The organism is Bradyrhizobium cytisi (assembly GCF_008123515.1).
GTDB classification, from domain to species: Bacteria; Pseudomonadota; Alphaproteobacteria; order Rhizobiales; family Xanthobacteraceae; genus Bradyrhizobium; species Bradyrhizobium cytisi.
The window spans coordinates 15,537-34,839 of the sequence record NZ_VSSR01000013.1; the positions used below are offsets into that span (position 1 = coordinate 15,537).

A 19,303-nucleotide genomic window follows, 5' to 3' on the forward strand; every position below is an offset into this window, starting at 1 on the left:
TCTCAATTTCGGAACGGCCCCGACCATCCACCCATGACCCCAAGTCACGACCCAAGTCACGTCCATCGGCAACCTTAAGACAATTGAACCGACTGGCGTTTAGGCGACGTTAAGTGTCCGGAGAAACTTCCCCACATCCGGAACGATCAAAAAAGACCACGCAATCGTGTCGCGATTGTGGGAGCGCCGCGCGTATTTCCGCGGCCGACTACGGCTTTATTGCTCGAACGCGGGCAAGGAAGGTGGCTAATTACCTATTTCAATCGCCTCATTTAGCCCTTGTTAACCCTGCTTGAATTGACTGGACCAATCTGCACGATGCCTCCGATGAGGCGCGACGCCTGAGGCTAAGGACCCAGATGACGGCATCAGATGCGGGAACCGCGCCCTGGACCGGGCGGCTGACCGGCGGCTCCGGGATTTCCGTTCTGGTCGCAACCGCGATCGTCGTTGCCGATATGATCGGGGTCGGCGTCTTCACGAGCCTCGGCTTCCAGGTCAAGGACATCCCCTCGGGCTTCTCGATCCTCGCGCTGTGGACGGTCGGTGGCATCGTCGCGCTGTGCGGCGTGTTCTCCTACAGCGAGCTGGGCGCGATGTTTCCCCGCTCGAGCGGGGAGTATAATTTCCTCGGCCGCGCCTATCATCCGGCCTTCGGCTTTCTCGCTGGCTGGGTTTCGGCGACGGTCGGCTTTGCCGCGCCCGTAGCGCTCGCTGCCATGGCTTTCGGCGAATACGCCAAGTCCGTCATGCCTGAGGTGTCGCCGATCCCGCTCGCGATCGGCGTGGTGTGGCTGGTCTCGATCGTGCAATTGGCCGGCGTCAGGCACTCCTCGACCTTCCAGCTGATCTCGACCATCCTCAAGGTCGTGCTGATCGTCGCTTTCCTCGTTGCAGGCTTCGTCGTCGGCACGCCGCAGCCGATCTCGTTTGCACCCCACGCCGGTGATCTCGCCCATATCGTGAGCGCGCCTTTCGCGATCGGGCTTGTCTTCGTGATGTACTCGTTCTCGGGCTGGAACGCCGCGACCTACATCATCGGCGAGATGAACACGCCGCAGCAGAGCCTGCCGCGCGCACTGCTCGCGGGCACGCTGATCGTGCTGGTGCTGTATGTCGCGCTCAACGCGGTGTTCCTGTACGCGACGCCAATCAGCGCGTTGGCCGGCCAGCTCGACGTCGCAAGCGTGGCCGGCAGCGCCATTTTCGGAGGCCTCGGCGGTCGGATCGTCGGCGCGATGATCTGCGTCGGCCTGATCTCCTCGATCAGCGCGATGATGTGGATCGGCCCGCGCGTGATGATGACGATGGGAGAGGACATCCCGGCGCTGCACGTGTTCTCGAAACGATCGCTGAGGGGTGCGCCGGCCTATGCCATCCTGTTTCAGCTCGTGGTCGCCAATCTGCTGCTGTTCACGCGCAGCTTCGAGGCGGTACTCGACTTCATCCAGTTCTCGCTGCTGTTCTGCTCGTTCTTCACGGTTGCCGGCGTCATCAAGCTGCGCATCACCGATCCCGACCTGCCGCGGCCCTATCGCGCCTGGGGATACCCATTCACGCCGCTCATTTTCCTGATCGTGACCGCATCCATGATGTACTACCTCTTGACCGAGCGGCCGGTGCAGTCGCTGTCGGGGATGCTCGTCATGCTCTCGGGCCTGTTGATTTATGCAGTTTTCCGCAGGCGGCCGGTCGCCGCTGCCACGTCACACAATCGCGAATAGATATGTTTCGACCCATGAGAATTGCGGCCGTCGCTCTTGCCCTTATGGCTGCGGCCATCTCGTCCACGCGCGCGGCCGAGGTTACCTTCGACGACACTGCGCGCTTCCTCGCAGGCATGCAGCCTTCAGCGGACTCGCCGCTGGTGGCGCTCACCAGGGACCCGTCCTGGCAGCATCACGCCAAATTCTTCGACAGCGCCTTCGCCCAGCTCGAGCAGCGGCAGTTGTCGAAGATCCGGAACTGGTCGGACGTCAATCTCGCCGCGCCGCGGCCGACCATGTTCTACTTTTTCAGCGGCCCGGATTTCCTCTACGCCAACGCCTTTTATTCCAAGGCCAGCACCTACGTGCTGGGCGCGCTGGAGCCCGTCGGCGCGGTGCCGGATCTGACTAGGCTGCCGCGCGGCTCGGTCAATGCCGCGCTCTACAATGTCGAGCGCTCGCTCGGCTCGATCCTGAGCTTCTCCTTCTTCATTACCAAGCAGATGAAGGTCGACTTGCACGCCAACCAGGTCAACGGCACCTTGCCGATTCTCTACGTATTCCTGGCGCGCTCCGGCAAAACCATCCGCAACGTCGAGACGGTCGCACTCGACGACAAGGGCGGGGCGCACACGGGCAATGATAATCCTGGGCCGAATGCCACACGCGGGGTCCGCATCACCTTTGCAAGTGCCGACGGCGAGGCGCGCACGCTGTATTATTTCTCGACTGATCTCTCCAATTCCGGCGCGCGCGCAGCCGGCTTCCTGAAATTCTGCGAGACGCTCGGGCCCGGCAACAGCCTGCTCAAGAGCGCGTCCTATCTCTTGCACGGGGGCAACTTCACCGTCGCCCGCGATTGGCTGCTCGCCAACAGCGCGACCATCATCCAGGATGATTCCGGCATTCCGGTCGCCAACTACAATTCGCGGCAATGGCGCTTCTTCCCGTTCGGCCGCTATCTCGGGCCGATCGGCGAATTCCCCGGTCGTTACCAGGAGCGTTACGCCGAGCTGTTCACGCGCGCCCAGCCAATCGATTTCGGCGTCGGCTATCGCTGGCGGATGCATGAGTCGAACTTGCTGCTGTCGGTGAAAATGGCGGCGAGCGAAGCCGCGCCGGCCGCGGAGACGACTTCGTCCGCCGAGCCGCCGCCCAAGCCGCGACCGAAGCGGCCGCGTCCGCCCGAGCCGGTCGCACCGCCCGGGCGATTCTTCTGGTTCCGCTAGCTACCAGTGCACGCTCTGGCTCGGCACGATGAATGCCGTCGTGCTTTGCGGCGTCGCAAGGCTTGTCGCCAGATACCAGCCGGATCCGACGACGAGGACGAGCAGAGCAATGATCGCGAGCACGTCGATGGTTCTGGGATCGTGATCCCTCGGATTGAATCCGGGATGCGGGCCTGGCCTGAAGCGAAAATGAGGGCTGATTTTCCAGCGCATTGTTGTTTCCTCCCTGGGGGAGCATCACAACAACGCGAGGGGAAAGTTCCGGTTCCGGTCAGGGCAGTAATGCGCAAAGCACCGCAGCATGCTTACGGAGCGTTCACTCCGCGCCAGCGGCCGTACCGCCAGGGCAGGTACCAGCGCGCACTCTTCGGCACGGCGACGGGCACGTTGTCGATACCCGACGTGCCGAAGGGATTGCAGCGCAACAGGCGCGCGAGTGTCATCCAGCCTCCGGCCCAAAGTCCGAACCTCTCGATTGCCTCGTCGCCGTACAGGGAGCAGGTCGGCAGGTGTCGGCAGTTGTAGCCGACCAGCGGCGACAGCGTGTGTCGATAAAGCCAGATCAGCGCGCGACCGAATCTGCGCGGCAGCCGCAGCGCTTCAGTAACAGGAGTGGAGCAGTGCTCGCAGGTTGAGTGCTTCATGTGCGCTGTGTCGCCATCGTGAGCGCCCGGTTGCGCAGTTCCAGCGCAGGGAACAGCAAGTTGTTGTGTCCACGCCATAGTTTGCCTGCTTTCTGGGAGCAGTGCAGCAAGTACCTATGGACGATCTGTATTCCCCCGGATACCATTTTGGTGAAGTTCATGTGAGATTCATTGGAACGTCGAGACGGGGTTTGCCTGATTGCTTTTGGGGCTTGGGGAAGGAACGAGTTTGAAAGTTCTGAAGTCGCTCAACCTTCGCGGCTGGTTGCTGGTTGGAACCGCCGCTTGTGGTGTTGTGTTGGCGGGCGCCGTCGCGGCCTTTGGCTCGTCGGCCAGCGCTGGCGTCTCGCTCGAAGAGCGCAAGCTGCCGATGAAGTTTGGCTGGGTCGCCTGCGAGCCCAATTGCCGCGGCTGGGTCAGCGCGGTCGGCATCATTACTGCTGATACCCCGAAGGACTTTGATGACTTCGCCCGTGGACGCCAGCTCGGCGGCGCCACCGTTGTGCTCGACTCCAGCGGCGGTTCCGTCAACGACGCGATCTCGCTCGGCCGCCGCTTCCGCAATCTCGGCCTTCTCACCACCGTCGGCATCACGCAGCAGGGCGGCGGCGGGCAGGGTGCCCGTCCGGCGGTCGCCTCGGAAGCCTATTGCGAATCCATGTGCGTGTTCCTGCTGCTGGCCGGCAAGAAGCGCTACGTGCCGGAAGCGGCCCATGTCCGCGTCCATCAGATTTGGATGGGCGACCGGGCCGATGATGCCAAGGCCGCGAGCTACAGCGCGCAGGATTTGATGATCGTGGAACGCGACATCGGCCGGCTCGCCAAATACACCTTTGACATGGGCGGGGCGGGGGACCTGCTGTCCCTCGCGCTCAACGTGCCGCCGTGGGAAGATTTGCACGAGCTGGACACAGCCGAGCTGAAGCTCACCAATCTCGTGACGACCAATCTGGTGGCCGACGTGCTGCCGCATGTGGATATCTCGGCGCCTGCGGTGGCCGAGCTTACGCCGAAGACGCAGGCAAGGTTCGGCGAGGAACCGGAGCCGCAGCAGGCTGCCAAGTCGACCAAGACGGCGGAAGCCGTGGTGCCCACCGGTGGCGCGGTGACAGCACCGGCGGCGCCGTCGCAGAAGTAAGAGCCCCAGTCTGGTCTCAGCCCTGCGCGGTGGCCGGCTGCATTGCCTTGGCCTCGATCTGGCCGATCGCATCGACCACGGCATCGAAGGTCAGCAGCGTCGAGGCGTGACGCGCCTTGTAGTCGCGGACCGGCTCGAGGAATTTGATTTCCTCCCATTTGCCTTCGGGAGGCGAGCCATTCTCTTTCAGCATCTTGCGAACGGTTTCGCGTAACTCACGGAGTTCGCTCGCGGTCGAGCCGACCACGTGACTTGCCATGATGGATGAAGAGGCCTGTCCCAGCGCGCAGGCCTTCACGTCATGCGCGAAGTCGGTGACGGTGTCACCCTCCATCTTGAGGTCGATCTTGACGGTTGAGCCGCACAGCTTGGAATGGGCCGTGGCGGTGGCATCGGGGTCCGACAACCGCCCGAGGCGCGGAATATTTCCGGCCAGCTCGATGATCCGCTTGTTATAGATGTCGTTCAGCATGTGATGGAGTCCAACACTGACCTGCCGGATCGGCCTTGGCGGGCGCGGTCCACGGCCCTATATAGGGGCGGAACTGGCGGAAAAACAGTCCGGCGGTGCGTCGGCGATGATCCAGATCCGGCGTTATTGCCAAGAAACCTCTTTCGCCAAATACTGTTCTCTCCAGGCGTCCGGCGGCTTGTCCGCCCCGTCTGCCGGTGACACTCCGGCCGCAAGGCCGTCGAACGGAGTAGACATGGACGCTACAATCAAATCCATCCGCCCGAACAAGCCCTCTGACAAGCAGCTCGATAGCCGCCCGGCGGAGCTCGATCCTGCCGAATTCCTTGCGGCCGCCGTCCGCGCCGACCAGCCGCGTCCCGCGCGTGCCGAGGCGGAAGCTGCGGTGAAGACGCTGCTCGCCTATATCGGCGAGAACACCGGGCGCGAGGGCCTGCTCGACACGCCTCGCCGCGTGGTCGAGGCGTTCGACGAGCTCTATCAGGGCTACCACCAGTGCCCGGCCGAGGTGCTCGACCGCACCTTCGGCGAGACCGCCGGATATGACGACTTCGTGCTGGTGCGCGACATCGAGTTCACCTCGCAATGCGAGCATCACATGATGCCGTTCTACGGCAAGGCGCACATCGCCTATACGCCGGTGGAACGCGTCGTCGGCCTGTCGAAGCTCGCGCGCCTCACCGACATCTTCGCCCGCCGGCTCCAGACCCAGGAGCATCTGACGGCGCAGATCGCAGCCGCGATCGACGAGATCCTGAAGCCGCGTGGCGTTGCTGTCCTGATCGAGGCCGAGCATACCTGCATGTCGGTGCGCGGCGTCGCCAAGCATGGCGCCTCGACCTTCACCAGCCGCTATACGGGCATGTTCCGCGACAACCCGGCGGAGCAGGCCCGCTTCCTGTCCATGGTGCGAGGCATGACGCGCTGACCTCGCGGATAACTGGCGAGGTTTGTCGTGTCCGCTCACTCCCGCGAGATCGAGGAAGGCCTGTCCTTCCTCCCCAAGTTCGATGCCGCCGGCCTCGTGACCTGCGTGGCGACGGACGTCACCACCGGTGACGTGCTAATGGTCGCGCATATGAATGACGAGGCGCTGCGCAAGACCATTGCCACTGGCGAAGCCTGGTACTTCAGCCGCTCGCGCAATGCCTTGTGGCGAAAAGGTGAGACCTCAGGTCAGACCCAGCGCGTGGTCGAGATCCGCACCGATTGCGACCAGGACGCCGTCTGGCTTCGCGTCGAGCAGATCGGCGCGGCCTGCCATACCGGGCGCAGGTCCTGCTTCTACCGCAAGGTCGAGGCCGAGGGCGGCGGTACAAAGCTCGCCTTCGTCGACGCTGACAGGCTGTTCGATCCGAACGCAGTCTACAAGAAATAGCGAGCTGTGATTCCGGGGCGCGCGAAGCGCGAGCCCGGAATCCGTTCTACGGCATCACGCGCGGTTAGATGGATTCCGGGCTCATCGCTAAGCGATGCCCCGGAATGGCTCGGGGACGGGCAGCCCCCGAATTAACCCCGCATTAACGATAACTGTCCCACGGTGAGGCGATCAGGCGTCCGAATTGCCGGCGCCGCTCAAACGCCGCACGGGCCCGTCACGCCATCATGTCGGTCGACAATTCCAGTGCCTCGCAGACGGCCGCATCCGACTCATCGCGGCGCGTTGCGGGCGCGATCAAGCAGGCTTCGAACCAGACCGGCGTCAGCTTCGAATACATGCTGACCACCGCCAAGATGGAATCGGATTTCGATCCGTCGGCCGGTGCCACCACCTCGTCCGCCCACGGTCTCTATCAGTTCATCGACCAGACCTGGCTCGGCACTGTGAAAGAGGCGGGTCCGCAGCTCGGCTATGGCAACTATGCCGACGCCATCAGCAAGACCTCGTCCGGCACTTACACCGTCGACGATCCCTTCATGAAGCGCACGATCATGAAGCTGCGCGACGATCCCGAGGCCGCTTCCAGCATGGCGGCGGCGTTGACGCAGTCCAACAGCTTCAAGCTCACCGGTCTGCTCGGCCGCAGGCCGTCCGACAGTGAGCTCTATATGGCGCACTTCATGGGCGTCGGCGGCGCGGCGAAACTGATCGCCAATGCCGAGGACAACCCGCAAGCGGTCGGTGCGCGGCTGTTTCCCAATGCGGCATCCGCCAACCGGTCGATCTTCTACGCCAAGGATGGCCGCGCGCGCAGCGTCTCCGAAGTCTATTCGGTGCTGAACGCGCGCTATGCGAGCGCCTCGAATGCGAAATCCACGCGCAGCGCGATGGCGATGTATGGTGACACGCCGTCGACCACGCAGGTCGCCGCCGCCAACGGCGTGCAGACCACCGTGCCAATGGTCAATGGGGCCGCCTATCTCCAGACCTTTCCGGATGCGCGTGGTGTGACGCCGGTGAGCGCGACATCGTCGGCGACGGTCGCCGACAACACGCCGATCACGCCGGCATTCCGTTCGATCTATCAGCCCGGCGATGCGACGCAGCCAGTCTCGACGACGGTGCAGAAATTGTGGGGCAACAACGCCTCGCTCACTTCGGTCGCGTCGACAACGCCCGACGTGCGGCCGCCGCAGCCGCTTGATCTGTTCAGCGATCGCAGCGGCACGTTCTCGAGCTAGCGCGCTATCGCGCCCTTGGGCTGCTTCCAGCCCTTAACAAATCATCAATAAAACCAGCCAGTTATGGTGAACGCTTTGTTAAGCGTCGTGGTTTATTTTGTGTTGCAGGTGACAGGCCGTCACCGTTTTCTTTTTTTCGTTGCGTAAGCCGGAAGCACCATGATTGTTCGGCAGTTCATTAATTGGATCAGGACCGCGCCCGCCGGTGAGCGGGCGGAGGCAACGCGGGCGTTGGCCCGGGCCTGGCTGATCTCGGATCTTTCTCACGACGACCGTGTCGCCGCCGAGGGCGCGCTGCTGATGCTGCTCGACGATCCCTCGCCCCTGGTGCGGCAGGCGATGGCCGAGGCGTTTGCGCGCAGCACGGATGCGCCGGCGTCGATCGTGCGGGCGCTGTCGGCGGACCAGCCGACCGTGGCGCTGCCCGTACTCGAACATTCGCCGCTGCTGATCGATGCCGATCTCGTCGACATCGTCGCGACCGGCAACGACGAGGTGCAATGTGCGGTCGCCCGCCGCATCGCGCTGCCGGTCTCGGTCTGCGCCGCCATTGCCGAGGTCGGCTGCGCGGCCGCCGCACTGGAGTTGATCGAAAATCCCCACGCCGAGCTGGCACCGTTCTCGTGGAACCGCATCGTCGAGCGTCACGGCCATCTCGCCGCGATCCGCGAGGCGATGCTGGTGCTGGACGACATTCCTGCCGCAACGCGCGCGGCACTGGTGGCAAAGCTTTCCGAGACGCTGGCACAGTTCGTGGTGGCGCGGAATTGGCTGAGCGCCGACCGTGCCGAACGCATGACGACCGAGGCGCGAGATCGGTCCACCATGAACATTGCGGCGCGCTCGCGCGGCGACGACATGCAGGGCCTGGTGAAGCATCTGCGGATCACCGGCCAGCTCACCGCGGGCCTGATCCTGCGCGCGCTGCTGTCGAGCAATCTCGAGCTCTTTGATGCGGCACTTGCCGAATTGGCCGATCTGCCGCTCGCGCGCGTCTCCGCGCTGCTGCACGACCGTGGCGGCAACAGCCTGCACGCGCTGCTTCGTCGCGCAGGCTTACCCGAGGCGACGTTCGCAGCGTTCCAGGTCGCGCTTGATGCCTGCCACGAGCAGGGCTTTGTCGACACCGACGACACCGCGGCGCGCTTGCGCCGGCGCATGGTCGAGCGTGTGCTCACCCATTGCGAGGCCGACCGCGGCGCCACCGAGCCGCTGATGGTCCTGTTGCGCCGCTTCGCCACCGAATCCGCGCGCGAGGAGGCGAGGTTGTTCTGCGACGAGCTGGTTGCGGAAGACACGATCGATCCGGTGTACGACGACCTGATCGCAGCGTAGTTCAAGCCGGACCCGCAAACTTCGTCATTGCGAGCGCAGCGAAGAAATCCAGACCGCTCCCGCGGAGGGATTTCTGGATTGCTTCGCTGCGCTCGCAATGACGAGAGGAGAGAGCGGAGTCGTTACTCCGCCGGCGCGATGCTCGGCGCCAGGATCACTTCGAGATGCTCGGGGCGGTCGCGGTTGACGTCGGCGAGATAGTCGTCGGCGACCTTGCGCAGACGGCGGCTGAGCTCGGCGGAGATGCTGATGCTGTCGAGCTTGGTGTTCTCGTGCACGATGGCGAGGATCGCGTTGATGTGGTGCGTGAACAGTTCGGCCGGCACCTTCTCGAGATCCGGCGCGTGCTCGATGACGCGGCACAGGCTCTCGGCAACTCCCGCCGCGGCCGGAAAGCCGAACGTGGCGGCGTCGCCCTTGATGTCGTGCGCGGCGTGGAACAGCTCGTCGCGCCGCGCCTTGGTGAAGCCGTCGTTGCGGATGGCGACGTAGGCAGACGACAGCCGGTTGACCTCGGTCGTCATCCAGCTCTTGAACTCGCCGGACAGATCGGCCAGCGCCTGCTCGGCGCGTCCGATCGGATCGTCCAGGTCCTTTTCCTCGACGCGGCGCAGAACCTTACGCAGCGGATTGGGCTGCGTGATGATTTGATGCGTGGCGAAGGCCGTGACCTCGATGTCCTTTGCGCTGTTCTTCGCCATGATGCCTGCCTCGTCGGGTGGGACCCCGCGTTAGATGGAGGAGCGGGCCTTGTCGAGCAGCGAGGGCTGCTGGAGCACCTCGTGCTTTTCGCCGACGCGGCGCTCCGGGCCCATATAGGCGGAGTTGGTGTTGCGGCGCCGGTCCGGGCCGAAATAGGTCTTGGTCTTGATGAAAGGCCGGGGACTGGCGACCACGTTGAGAATGCGCTGGTAGAGGCCCTTGGCCGAGATCGGCTTGGCCAGGAATTCGGTGACGCCGGCATCGCGCGCGACCGTGACGCGGCGCTTCTCGGAATGGCCAGTCAGCATGATGATCGGCGCGTAGGGGTTGCCCTTGGATTCAGGCTGCCGGATCATCTGCGCGAGCTCGAGCCCGTCGAAGATCGGCATCGCCCAGTCGGTGATGACGATGTCGGGCACGTAGTGACTGTACATTTCGAGCGCCGTGGCGCCGTCCTCAGCCTCATAGACCTCGCGCGCGCCGAACGAATGCAGCAGCGTCCGCAGGATGCGGCGCATGTGCGGATTATCGTCGCAGACGAGAAAGCGCAGCTTGTTGAAGTCGATGCGAAACATGACGCCTGGGCCAAAGCGGTCAACCTTCGTTAACCATATCGTGCCGAGGGTTAACGAAGCGTTGCGAACAGGCGGCCGGCGGGGGGCGGAGCCGGCAGGTCAGTAGCCGAACTGCTCGCGCAGGATCCGTTCCTCCAGGCTGTGGCCGGGATCGAACAGCATGCGCATCGAGATGGTCTTGTCGGACAGGATCTCGACGCGCCGGACCCTGCGTACCTCCTCATGGTCGGCAACGGCCGCGACGGGCCGCTTGTCGTCTTCCAGCACCTCGATCACGACGTAGGCCGTGTTGGGCAGCAGTGCGCCGCGCCAGCGCCGCGGCCGGAAAGCGCTGATCGGTGTCAGCGCCAGCAGCGCGGCGTTTATCGGCAGGATCGGCCCCTGTGCGGAGAGATTATAGGCGGTCGAGCCTGCCGGCGTCGCCACAATGATGCCGTCGGCGATCAGCTCGGGCATGCGCTCGCGCTCGTCGATCAGGATACGCAGGCGCGCCGCCTGGTAGGTCTGGCGGAACAGATAGACCTCATTGATGGCGTGATGCAGGTGGACGCGGTCATGGGTGTCGGTCGCGCGCATCAGCAGCGGGTTGATCCCGGATTCATGCGCGGCCTGGAGACGGGCGCGGAGGTCGTGCGTCGAGTATTCGTTCATCAGGAAGCCGACCGTGCCGCGGTGCATGCCGTAGATCGGCTTTCCCGAGCGCATGTGGCGGTGCAGCGTCTGGAGCATCAGCCCGTCGCCGCCGAGCGCGACCACGACGTCGGCCTCGCTCGGATCGCAATTGCCATATTGCGTGGTGAGCTGGTGGAAGGCGGCCTCTGCCTCGCTGCTCGGGCTGGCGACGAAGGCGATCCGGTCGTATCGCGATGGCTTGGTCATGGCTTCCAGGCAGGTGTTGCTGGCTCGAGAAAGTTCCGCCGAGGTCGTCTATACGACCTGGGCCTCCATTGTCGAGGACGACCGCCCGGAAGGCAAACGCGCCCAGCGGGGAGGGCAAAAGCCAAGCGGATCGGCCCGGAAAGCCCTACCTGGGCCTCCAATTCCCCAAACCGTCGCAATTGCCGGCTACAGCTGCGGCCAGCGACCGACGGGCCGGGGCAGGGAGAACAATCATGGTCATAGGCTTGCCGATGCTGCGCTGCGCGGGGCTGGTGCTGGCGGTGTCTGCCTTCGCGCTCGCAGACGTAGCGTTCGCAGACTTGGCGCGCGCGGACGATCCGCCGCAGCCGCGCAACGAGGCGGCGGCGCCTGCGGGACAGAAGGGCGGGCGCGGCGGCAATGCAGCGCAGGCCTCGCCATCTGCCGCCGACCAGCATCGTCTGCCCGGAGATTCGACCACCAAGCAGACGGTCGATCTGCCGGGGCGAACGCTCAACTTTGCCGCGACCGCCGGCTCCATCCGCGTATTCGATGACAAGGGGGAGCCGCTCGCCGACATCGCCACCACGTCCTACGAGCTCGACGGCGCCGATCGCACGCGCCCGGTGACGTTCCTGTTCAACGGCGGGCCCGGTGCCTCGTCGGCGTGGCTCCAGTTCGGCGCGGCCGGGCCGTGGCGGCTGCCGCTCGACGGCGAGGGGGTGTCGCCGTCGGCCTCGCCCGAAGTGAAGCCTAACGCGGAAACCTGGCTCGACTTCACCGATCTCGTTTTCATCGATCCCGTCGGCACCGGCTACAGCCGTGTCATCGCGAGCGGCGAGGATCCACGCAAACGGTTCTATTCGGTCGATGGCGACGTCAACGCGATTGCGCTCGTGATCCGCCGCTGGCTCGAGAAGCACAACCGCCTGACCTCGCCGAAATATGTCGCTGGCGAGAGCTATGGCGGCATTCGCGGGCCCAAGGTCGTGCGCCAGTTGCAGATTCAGCACGGCGTCGGTGTCAAAGGCTTGGTCCTGGTGTCGCCGCTCCTGGATTTCCGCGAGTTCACAGGCACGAGCCTCCTGCAATATGTCGCGACCTTGCCGAGCTATGTGGCGGTGGCGCGCGAAGCCAAGGGGCCGGTCAAGCGCGCCGATCTCGCTGATGTCGAGGCCTACGCCCGCGGCGAATTTTTGGCCGATCTCGTCAAGGGTGAGGCGGACAAGGAAGCCTCCAATCGTCTTGCCGACAAGGTCGCGGAGCTCACCGGCATCGACCCGGCGGTGAGCCGCAGGCTCGCCGGCCGCTTCGACGTCGGCGAATTCCGTCGCGAGCTCGACCGCAAGAATGGCATGGTGACCGGGCGTTACGACGCCTCCGTGCGCGGCTTCGATCCCTATCCGGATTCGAGCAGCTCGCGCTTTGGCGACCCCTCGGGCGATGCGCTTCAGGCGCCGCTGACGAGCGCCGCGGTCGATGTGTTCACGCGCAAGCTTAACTGGCGGCCCGACGGCTCCTATGAAGTCCTCAACGGTGCCGTCGAGCGCAACTGGGACTTTGGTGGCGGCATCAACCCGCCGCAATCGCTGTCGGAGCTGCGTCAGATCCTCGCCACCGACGCGAAGCTGAACGTGCTGGTCGCGCACGGCCTGTTCGATCTCGCCACGCCCTATTTCGGCACGAAGCGGGCGCTCGACCAGCTGCCGGCCTTTGTGACGTCGCGCGTGAAATTCGTCGTCTATCCCGGCGGCCACATGTTCTACTCGCGCGATGGCTCGCGACAGGCGCTTCGGAGCGAGGTCGAGGCGCTGATCAGGGAGTAGGCCGGCGTTTTCGTGGCGGGTATCTCCGTGCGATCTCGCGCGCGACGACGACCGCCGGCTTGACATTGGCGCCGGCGATCCAGATGTCGCTGACCTTGCCGCGCTTGTCACGGACGCGGCGCACCGGCTCGCCGTGGCTGGAAACTCCCGCGGCCCAAGCAAGCCTGCCGGTGTCGCGGCCGGTGACCTCGATCTCGCCGGAATCCATGAACGGATTGTTGAACTGGGGATTGGCGAGCAGCACGCGGTTGCCTATCGGCACGAAATCTGTCGCGCCCCAGATCGTCCACCAGCGGCCGGTCCAGTCGCGCAGGCGCCGGTCGGCTGCGCCGCGGGTCTTGAAGACGCGCAGGATCTGCATGGCACCGTCCATCCAGATCGGGGCTGCGCCGTCGATGGAGTTGCTGAGGATGCTGATCGCGAGCTCGCATCCGGGGATGGAGCAAGTCCGCGAGATGTAACCCTGGAAGCCGCCGCCATGCCCGAACCAGTCCCAGCCGTCGGTCTTGCCGGCGTTGACGCCAAGGCCGTAATAGCCCTCGAGACTTTGCGGCACGCGCCAATGGTTGCGCGTCATCTCGCGGCGGCTCGCGACCGACAGCACGCTCTTCCTGGCGTTGGGAGCGAGCTGGGCAAAGAAACGCGCGGTGTCGGCTGCGGTAGCGACGAAGCCTGCGGCCGATGCCATCGCGTGCGCGGGATTATCGCCAGGGATTACGCAGCGCTCGCCGAGCGGCAGCTTTCGCGTGTGGCCGCGCGCAAACAGCGCGCCCCTGGGAAGCGGCGCATTTGGCTCGGTCTCGCGGAGGCCTGCAGGCTCGACGATCTCGCGCTTGATCCAGGCGGCGTAGGGCTCCTTGGTCACCGCTTCGATGATGAGCCCCATCAGGGCAAAGCCGTGGTTGGAATATTTGAAGCGCGTGCCTGGCTCGATCGCGGGAGGCCCCTTCAACTCGGCGAGCAGCTCCTTGGCGTCGAGATAGGGACGGCTGTCGATGAACTGGCCGGAATCGGCGCCGTCGCGCGTCAGCCCGGAGCTGTGCGAAAGCACCTGGGCAATCGTGGTCTCGGCCACGCGCGGATGCAGACCGCTCACATATTGGCCGACGGGATCGTCGAGCCTGAGCTTGCGCTGCTCGCGCAGCTTCATGACGCCGGCCGATGTAAAACTCTTCGAGTGCGAGGCGATGCGGAAGCGATGGCGCGGGGTGAGCTTCTCGCCGGTGTCGAGATTGGCAAGGCCGAACGCATGTTCGGCGACAACCTCGCCGCGATGGACGAATGCGACCATGACGCCGGGCTGTTGGGCCGTCGTTTGCTGGAATTCGATCCAGGAGCCGATGTAGTCGATCGCGGATCGCAGCCACGTGTCCATTGCGCACCAATTTGCGAGGGGATCGGTTGCGAGAAGCTAGCCGAGAAAGCAGAACGGGCACAACCCGGAAGGTTGTGCCCGTTCTGTCATGCGAAGATGCGATGTCTTCAGTAGACGAGCGTCGCGCCGGTCGGCTTGTCGAGCGCGGCAGCCAGCGAGCGATATTCGGAGCTGTCGGTGCCGGCGAGCATGGCAATCTTGTTCAGGTGATACTGCGCCTGTTCGCGGTTGCCCTGCTCGAGCTGCCAGAGACCGTAATACTGCCAGGTGCGGACGTGGTTCGGATCGTCCTTCAGCGCGATCTCGTAATAGACTTTCGACGACTGGTAGTCGCCGAGCTTGCGATAGGAATAGCCGATCAGGTTCGCGACGTCGGCGACGTCGTCGCGCTTGAGCGACTTCAGCTGGCCGATTGCGCCCGTATAGTCGTTCCTGTCGTAGATCGTGGTGTAGGCGGTGCGATAGGCCGCGAGGAATTTCGGGTCGCTGACGGAAGAGCTCTTCTTCTTGCCCTTCTTGGACGAGTTGTCCGACTTCGGCGGTGAGGAGGGCTCATCGCTGCCCGCCGCATAGGCGCTGGTCAGCACCGGCGCGGCCGCCAGCGACACGGCGACGAGTCCCGGCACGACAAGCATTGAGAATTTGCGCATTGAAGTTCTCCCGTATGGAACGTGGCGATCCTACACGATTGCCCGAATACCGGAACACCCGGTACGCAAAAACATTCCCGGCACCCCGGTGTATTCGCCTTTCCTCAGATGACAAACTTGTCATCGAGATGAACGGGAGCTGGCCGCGGGCTTCAGACAGGGTTCAGTGCGCTCCCTCTACGCTCTGACCCATGATCGAAGGGTTGGCGAGAGGGCGCCCGCCTCAAGATCCTTCCAAGAGGAGACCACCATGTTGAAGACCATTTCCGCAGCCTTGCTCGCAGCTTCCGTCATCGCAGCCCCGGCCTTCGCAGCTGAAGCCGGCAAGACAACCACGACCGCGCCAGTCATCAAGGCGGACCAGGCCCAGAGCAAGGTCTCGACCACCGCCGCGAAACCCGACGCCAAGACGGACGGCAAGACGGACGGCAAGACGGCCGACATCAAGTCGGGCGCCAAATCGGGCGCCAAGTCGGATGTGAAGGCCGATGCCGATACCAAGGCCAAGGCGATGAACGCCAACGCTGCGATCACGCCGGACCAGCACAAGACCGTGCGGACGCATCGTCATCACGACAAGCACCTTTCGGCCAAGAAGTCGCTGAAGACGCCGTCGGGCGTCACCAAGCCGGTGACCATCGAGAAGCGCAGCTAACGACTGATCTGATCCCGCGCGGCGGCATCCCTGGATTGCCCTGCTGCCGCGCGCGGAGTTCAGGCCCGGCTCGCCCGTCACGCCCCGCGCGCAAGCGCGAGGCGCTGGCGGCGGGCCGGTGCGCTGTCTGTGGAAGCGAATTCCCTTTGCGCAACCTTGGAGCTAGAAACAACTCCGGGTCCGACTGGCTGGAGCGAGTCCGACTGGCTGGAGAATGTGATCCCTTGGGGCGATTGGCGAAACGCGCGGCAATCCTGGTGCTGCCTCTGGCGCTCACGGCCTGTTTCGGCAGCGATGGGGACCGTCCGTCCCTGCTGGAGGGAGGCCAGGCCGGAGGGCCGCAGTCCTTTCCCGATAATTTTCGTAGTGACGCGCTGGCCTTGATGCGCGCCTATCTCAACAATCCGGTCGGCGTGCGCGACGCCAGCATGGCCGATCCGGTGCTGAGGGAGGTCGGCGGGCGGCAGTTCTATGTCAGCTGCCTGCACTTCACGCCGCGCGAGACCGATGGCACCTATAAGGCGATGCGAGAGCGCGCCATCATCTACGTCAACGGCCGGGCCGACCGCGTCATCGATCGCGCTAACGAGATCTGCGCAGGCGCGGTTTACGCACCCTTTCCAGAACTGGAAAAGATGGCGCGGTAGCGCAAAGCGCGCCTTCATCGCGCGGTGCTAGGACAAGAACCGCCGGAGCCGCTGGATCACATTTCGGCGAGCTTTGAACGGATCGGTTTTGCCCTGCGACAAATCGTTACGGCTGGACATGTGCGGACGACAAAATCTGCCGGCGCAGGCCGGACGAGATGGAACAAAAGCGCGATGTTGCCGCTCCGTCACAGTTGCGAACGATCAACGTTCCGGCATCGCCGCGAAGCAACCCAATTCACGCCACGTTGTTTCCTGAGTGTCGTACGTGAAAGAACGGGGATGACCATGAAGACGATTTTGCTCGGGGCAGCAGCTCTGCTCGCTCTGGCCGCACCGGCGGCCGCAGCGGACATGCAGCCGCACACTTACACCAAGGCTCCGGCCTACACGCCGCCGCAGGCGATCTACAATTGGACCGGCTTCTACATCGGCGGCCATGTCGGCGGCGCCTTCGCCGGGGACAGCAGCTTCCAATCCAGCGACGCCCGCTTCCTGGGCGGCGTGCAGGGCGGCTTCGACTACCAGTTCGCGCCCAATTGGGTGGTGGGTATCGAAGCCCAGTACTCCTGGCTGCCGACCAACAATAACGGTGTCACGTTCCCGCTGGGCACCCAGGTGACCTCGAGCACCGACCAACTCGGGTCGGTGACCGGCCGCATCGGCTACACCTGGGGCCCGACGCTGCTCTACGCCAAGGGCGGTTACGCCTGGCGCAACGGCGGTCTTGGCGTGAACATCGCCGGCGTGCCGCAGGCCTTCACCGCCACCGGCAACAGCAAGGACGGCTATACCGTCGGCGCCGGCCTCGAATACATGTTCGCGCCGAACTGGTCGGCCAAGGCCGAGTACCAGTATTATAACTTCGGCAGCACGACGATCACCGCCGGTCCAGCCGACGTCGTCGGCGTTCGCGGCCGGGACGACGAGCATACCGTCAAGGTCGGTGTGAACTACCGCTTCGGCTGGGGCGGTCCGGCGGCCTCGCGCTACTGATCCGCCGCGCGCGAGCCACGACCACGATCTGACAAAGGCCGGCTTCCTTGCCGGCCTTTCGCTTGTTTGCCTTGCGTGAACCATCTGGCGCGTCATTTGCAAGCAAACAGCCTGGCGCGCGCCTTCTCACGCGTGTCACGGGGATCGGGTAAACCAAAAATAATTTCTGCGACTTACGGAACTGGCGCTCCGGAAAGCGGTATTATTGAATTGCTGGGCTGGTGGGACAACGAACATGCGTATCTTGGCGTCGGTGCTGGTGGTCTCGTGCTTCGTCGCCCTGCCGTGCTCTGCCCAAACAATCCTCAAATCCGAGCCTTTGATGTTGGCACCCTACGAGGTCGCCTTCGTGAAGGACGCCTCCTGTCCGTCGGGCAAGGTGCTCAAGGTCACCGGGGCGATCCGCGGGCTGCACCGCCGCAAGGCCTGCGTGGCGCTTGCCGGTGAGCAGGCGTCGCTGGCGATCGCGACGCCCTGAGGCACTCGGCCAGATCTCACGAGCTGAGCTGAAGCTCCAACCTGGATTCCCGCTCTGCGTCCGCCTTGTTCTTGGCGGGGTCCTCGCCTTGGGCGGCCCGGCATGATCTGATCTCATAGTCATTGTCGAGCACCCGGCGCGGACCTTGCCGCTCGTCGTCGGTGCCGAGGTCCACGACCAACCCGCTCCGTTGCGCGAGTTTCCAGACGTCGGCTTCGCTCGGATAGGCCTTGCTGATCTGGCTGTCGTTGCAGAACAGGGCGTAGGGCATGCTTCCCGCTCCCGGAAAGCCCGTTAACGACTTCATGGCGCGAAGGGTTCCAAGCCGATCACGGGGCCGTGATCCGCCCTGATCAAGGGGGAGGGGCGCCGTGCCCTGAGTCCCTTAACGAGTCCTGAATCCCCCAAAAAAGAAACTTTGGGACTCATTTGGCGGAATCAGCGGATGTTTCCGGCCATGTCGACCGACCTGAAAACCTGCTGCGGGCACATGCTTCTGCCCCTGACGCTGGCACTGTTCGGTGCCTGTGCAGCCAATCTCTGGCTGGTGTGGTCGTGGCTCTAAGGCCTTGGTCGCAGGCGGGCCCTACTTCTGGGCCGGCGGCGGCGGGGCGGCATCGCGGATGGCGGCGCGCAGCTTGGTCAGGGTCGCCGCGCAATATTCCTCGCGCTCGCGCTCGAAGCGCTCCTGATGCTTTCTGAAGTTAGCGATGCGCGCCTGCATTTCGCTGCGGAAATCGCCGGCCATCCGTGGCGGGGGGACCGGCAGCGGTTGGGGCGGCGGTGCGACCTGCGGCGGCGGATCGGCCTGCTGCGGCTCGAACGCGACGGTCACGGTCTGGACGGAGACAATCTCCGCGGCCAGGATCGGCGCAACGGCAGCGGTATCCGGCTGACGGGCGCCATCCATCTTGCCGGAAACCGATTGGACGAAGGCCAGTGTCTGCGCGATCAGTGCGTCGCGCTCCCTGATCCACTTCATGATCCACCACCCTGTTGGAGCTATTCCATCAAAGCCTGAGCGCCGAATCAAGAAGGCTGTCGGCAAGGGATTGCATATTTTTCCCGGACACCCGACAATGGATGGATGGATTCCAGGGCCGACCCGTCGGACGAAGCGCAGGGCCTGCGGCTCGTACGCGCCTTTCTGTCATTGCCGCCCGACAAGCGGGCGGAGGTGATCGCGTTCGTCGAGGATCTGGTGCGCGCCCATGCCGGGCCTGACGACGGGCATGGCATCTCCCCCATCCGTGATCGATAGCTATCGCTGGCGGATCGGGTCGCCCCATAGTCGATCGAAGCTTACGTGAGGCGTCCCGCTGGCTATTCTCCCGTAAGATTACCCGTGTCATTTCGTATCAAATTTTAACGTTGGCGGGTTCCAATGCCGCCGCC

23 protein-coding genes are annotated in these 19,303 nt (G+C 64.3%); 13 read left to right on the forward strand and 10 right to left on the reverse strand.

Going from position 1 to position 19,303, the window contains the following annotated elements:
• The first annotated feature begins 359 nt into the window (after nt 1-359).
• Together FXB38_RS07245 and FXB38_RS07250 are read left to right on the forward strand one after the other, a co-directional pair.
• Nucleotides 360-1,724: an APC family permease gene (locus FXB38_RS07245; RefSeq protein WP_148750154.1), complete on the forward strand. Its 1,365-nt coding sequence runs from the start codon at nt 360-362 to the stop codon at nt 1,722-1,724.
• 14 nt (nt 1,725-1,738) lie between these two features.
• Complete coding sequence (locus FXB38_RS07250; protein ID WP_246229726.1) at nt 1,739-2,935, forward strand: hypothetical protein; 1,197 nt, start codon at nt 1,739-1,741, stop codon at nt 2,933-2,935.
• Here the strand turns inward: FXB38_RS07250 and FXB38_RS07255 are convergent, their stop codons facing one another.
• Complete coding sequence (locus FXB38_RS07255) at nt 2,936-3,148, reverse strand: hypothetical protein (RefSeq protein WP_148750158.1); 213 nt, start codon at nt 3,146-3,148, stop codon at nt 2,936-2,938.
• Nucleotides 3,149-3,240: 92 nt separating this feature from the next.
• A complete protein-coding gene (gene yidD, locus FXB38_RS07260; RefSeq protein WP_148750160.1) occupies nt 3,241-3,579 on the reverse strand; it encodes a membrane protein insertion efficiency factor YidD in 339 nt (112 codons plus the stop codon).
• 229 nt (nt 3,580-3,808) lie between these two features.
• Between yidD and FXB38_RS07265 the strand changes: the two genes are divergently transcribed.
• Complete coding sequence (locus FXB38_RS07265) at nt 3,809-4,717, forward strand: COG3904 family protein (protein ID WP_187434720.1); 909 nt, start codon at nt 3,809-3,811, stop codon at nt 4,715-4,717.
• A 16-nt stretch (nt 4,718-4,733) separates the two neighbouring features.
• Here the strand turns inward: FXB38_RS07265 and FXB38_RS07270 are convergent, their stop codons facing one another.
• Complete coding sequence (locus FXB38_RS07270) at nt 4,734-5,189, reverse strand: iron-sulfur cluster assembly scaffold protein (RefSeq protein ID WP_148750161.1); 456 nt, start codon at nt 5,187-5,189, stop codon at nt 4,734-4,736.
• A 235-nt stretch (nt 5,190-5,424) separates the two neighbouring features.
• Here FXB38_RS07270 and folE point away from each other — a divergent pair, with 235 nt between their 5' ends.
• The 4 genes from folE to FXB38_RS07290 all read left to right on the forward strand — a co-directional run bounded on the left by folE (nt 5,425) and on the right by FXB38_RS07290 (nt 9,146).
• Nucleotides 5,425-6,117, forward strand: coding sequence for a GTP cyclohydrolase I FolE (folE, locus tag FXB38_RS07275; protein WP_148750163.1), 693 nt, complete (start codon nt 5,425-5,427; stop codon nt 6,115-6,117).
• Nucleotides 6,118-6,144: 27 nt separating this feature from the next.
• Nucleotides 6,145-6,567, forward strand: a complete 423-nt coding sequence (gene hisI / locus FXB38_RS07280) for a phosphoribosyl-AMP cyclohydrolase (protein ID WP_148750164.1) — start codon at nt 6,145-6,147, stop codon at nt 6,565-6,567.
• A gap of 227 nt (nt 6,568-6,794) precedes the next feature.
• Complete coding sequence (locus FXB38_RS07285) at nt 6,795-7,811, forward strand: lytic transglycosylase domain-containing protein (RefSeq protein ID WP_187434721.1); 1,017 nt, start codon at nt 6,795-6,797, stop codon at nt 7,809-7,811.
• Nucleotides 7,812-7,970: 159 nt separating this feature from the next.
• Nucleotides 7,971-9,146 (forward strand): DUF2336 domain-containing protein, encoded by a 1,176-nt coding sequence (locus FXB38_RS07290; RefSeq protein WP_148750168.1) that lies wholly within the window; start codon nt 7,971-7,973, stop codon nt 9,144-9,146.
• A gap of 122 nt (nt 9,147-9,268) precedes the next feature.
• Here FXB38_RS07290 and FXB38_RS07295 read toward each other — a convergent pair whose 3' ends face one another.
• The 3 genes from FXB38_RS07295 to FXB38_RS07305 form a co-directional block, all read right to left on the reverse strand.
• On the reverse strand, nt 9,269-9,847 hold the full coding sequence (locus FXB38_RS07295) for an Hpt domain-containing protein (RefSeq protein ID WP_148750170.1): 579 nt from the start codon (nt 9,845-9,847) through the stop codon (nt 9,269-9,271).
• A gap of 30 nt (nt 9,848-9,877) precedes the next feature.
• Nucleotides 9,878-10,423 (reverse strand): response regulator, encoded by a 546-nt coding sequence (locus FXB38_RS07300; RefSeq protein ID WP_008133731.1) that lies wholly within the window; start codon nt 10,421-10,423, stop codon nt 9,878-9,880.
• 99 nt (nt 10,424-10,522) lie between these two features.
• The gene (locus tag FXB38_RS07305; protein WP_148750172.1) at nt 10,523-11,302 is read right to left on the reverse strand and encodes an NAD kinase; all 780 of its coding nucleotides are present in this window, start codon (nt 11,300-11,302) and stop codon (nt 10,523-10,525) included.
• Nucleotides 11,303-11,535: 233 nt separating this feature from the next.
• Here FXB38_RS07305 and FXB38_RS07310 point away from each other — a divergent pair, with 233 nt between their 5' ends.
• Nucleotides 11,536-13,107 (forward strand): S10 family peptidase, encoded by a 1,572-nt coding sequence (locus FXB38_RS07310; protein ID WP_148750174.1) that lies wholly within the window; start codon nt 11,536-11,538, stop codon nt 13,105-13,107.
• Here the strand turns inward: FXB38_RS07310 and FXB38_RS07315 are convergent.
• Nucleotides 13,097-14,482, reverse strand: coding sequence for a serine hydrolase domain-containing protein (locus FXB38_RS07315; protein ID WP_148750176.1), 1,386 nt, complete (start codon nt 14,480-14,482; stop codon nt 13,097-13,099). The two genes, FXB38_RS07310 and FXB38_RS07315, sit on opposite strands and share 11 nt — an antisense overlap.
• Before the next feature lie 107 nt (nt 14,483-14,589).
• Nucleotides 14,590-15,132, reverse strand: coding sequence for a tetratricopeptide repeat protein (locus FXB38_RS07320; protein ID WP_148750178.1), 543 nt, complete (start codon nt 15,130-15,132; stop codon nt 14,590-14,592).
• Nucleotides 15,133-15,382: 250 nt separating this feature from the next.
• Between FXB38_RS07320 and FXB38_RS07325 the strand changes: the two genes are divergently transcribed.
• The 4 genes from FXB38_RS07325 to FXB38_RS07340 all read left to right on the forward strand — a co-directional run bounded on the left by FXB38_RS07325 (nt 15,383) and on the right by FXB38_RS07340 (nt 17,908).
• Nucleotides 15,383-15,787 (forward strand): His-rich protein BRANT, encoded by a 405-nt coding sequence (locus FXB38_RS07325; RefSeq protein ID WP_148750180.1) that lies wholly within the window; start codon nt 15,383-15,385, stop codon nt 15,785-15,787.
• A 224-nt stretch (nt 15,788-16,011) separates the two neighbouring features.
• The gene (locus FXB38_RS07330) at nt 16,012-16,434 is read left to right on the forward strand and encodes a hypothetical protein (RefSeq protein WP_187434722.1); all 423 of its coding nucleotides are present in this window, start codon (nt 16,012-16,014) and stop codon (nt 16,432-16,434) included.
• A gap of 288 nt (nt 16,435-16,722) precedes the next feature.
• Complete coding sequence (locus FXB38_RS07335; RefSeq protein ID WP_187434723.1) at nt 16,723-17,430, forward strand: outer membrane protein; 708 nt, start codon at nt 16,723-16,725, stop codon at nt 17,428-17,430.
• A 235-nt stretch (nt 17,431-17,665) separates the two neighbouring features.
• Nucleotides 17,666-17,908 carry a DUF6719 family protein gene (locus FXB38_RS07340; RefSeq protein WP_148750184.1) on the forward strand — a complete coding sequence of 81 codons (243 nt, stop codon included), beginning with the start codon at nt 17,666-17,668 and terminating at the stop codon, nt 17,906-17,908.
• 16 nt (nt 17,909-17,924) lie between these two features.
• On the opposite strand, the gene FXB38_RS07345 is transcribed toward FXB38_RS07340, so the two are convergent.
• Complete coding sequence (locus FXB38_RS07345) at nt 17,925-18,179, reverse strand: hypothetical protein (RefSeq protein ID WP_148750186.1); 255 nt, start codon at nt 18,177-18,179, stop codon at nt 17,925-17,927.
• A gap of 315 nt (nt 18,180-18,494) precedes the next feature.
• Nucleotides 18,495-18,890 carry a hypothetical protein gene (locus FXB38_RS07350; RefSeq protein ID WP_148750188.1) on the reverse strand — a complete coding sequence of 132 codons (396 nt, stop codon included), beginning with the start codon at nt 18,888-18,890 and terminating at the stop codon, nt 18,495-18,497.
• 105 nt (nt 18,891-18,995) lie between these two features.
• On the opposite strand from FXB38_RS07350, the gene FXB38_RS42600 reads away from it, so the two are divergent.
• Nucleotides 18,996-19,169, forward strand: a complete 174-nt coding sequence (locus tag FXB38_RS42600; protein WP_187434724.1) for a hypothetical protein — start codon at nt 18,996-18,998, stop codon at nt 19,167-19,169.
• Nucleotides 19,170-19,303: the final 134 nt, after the last annotated feature.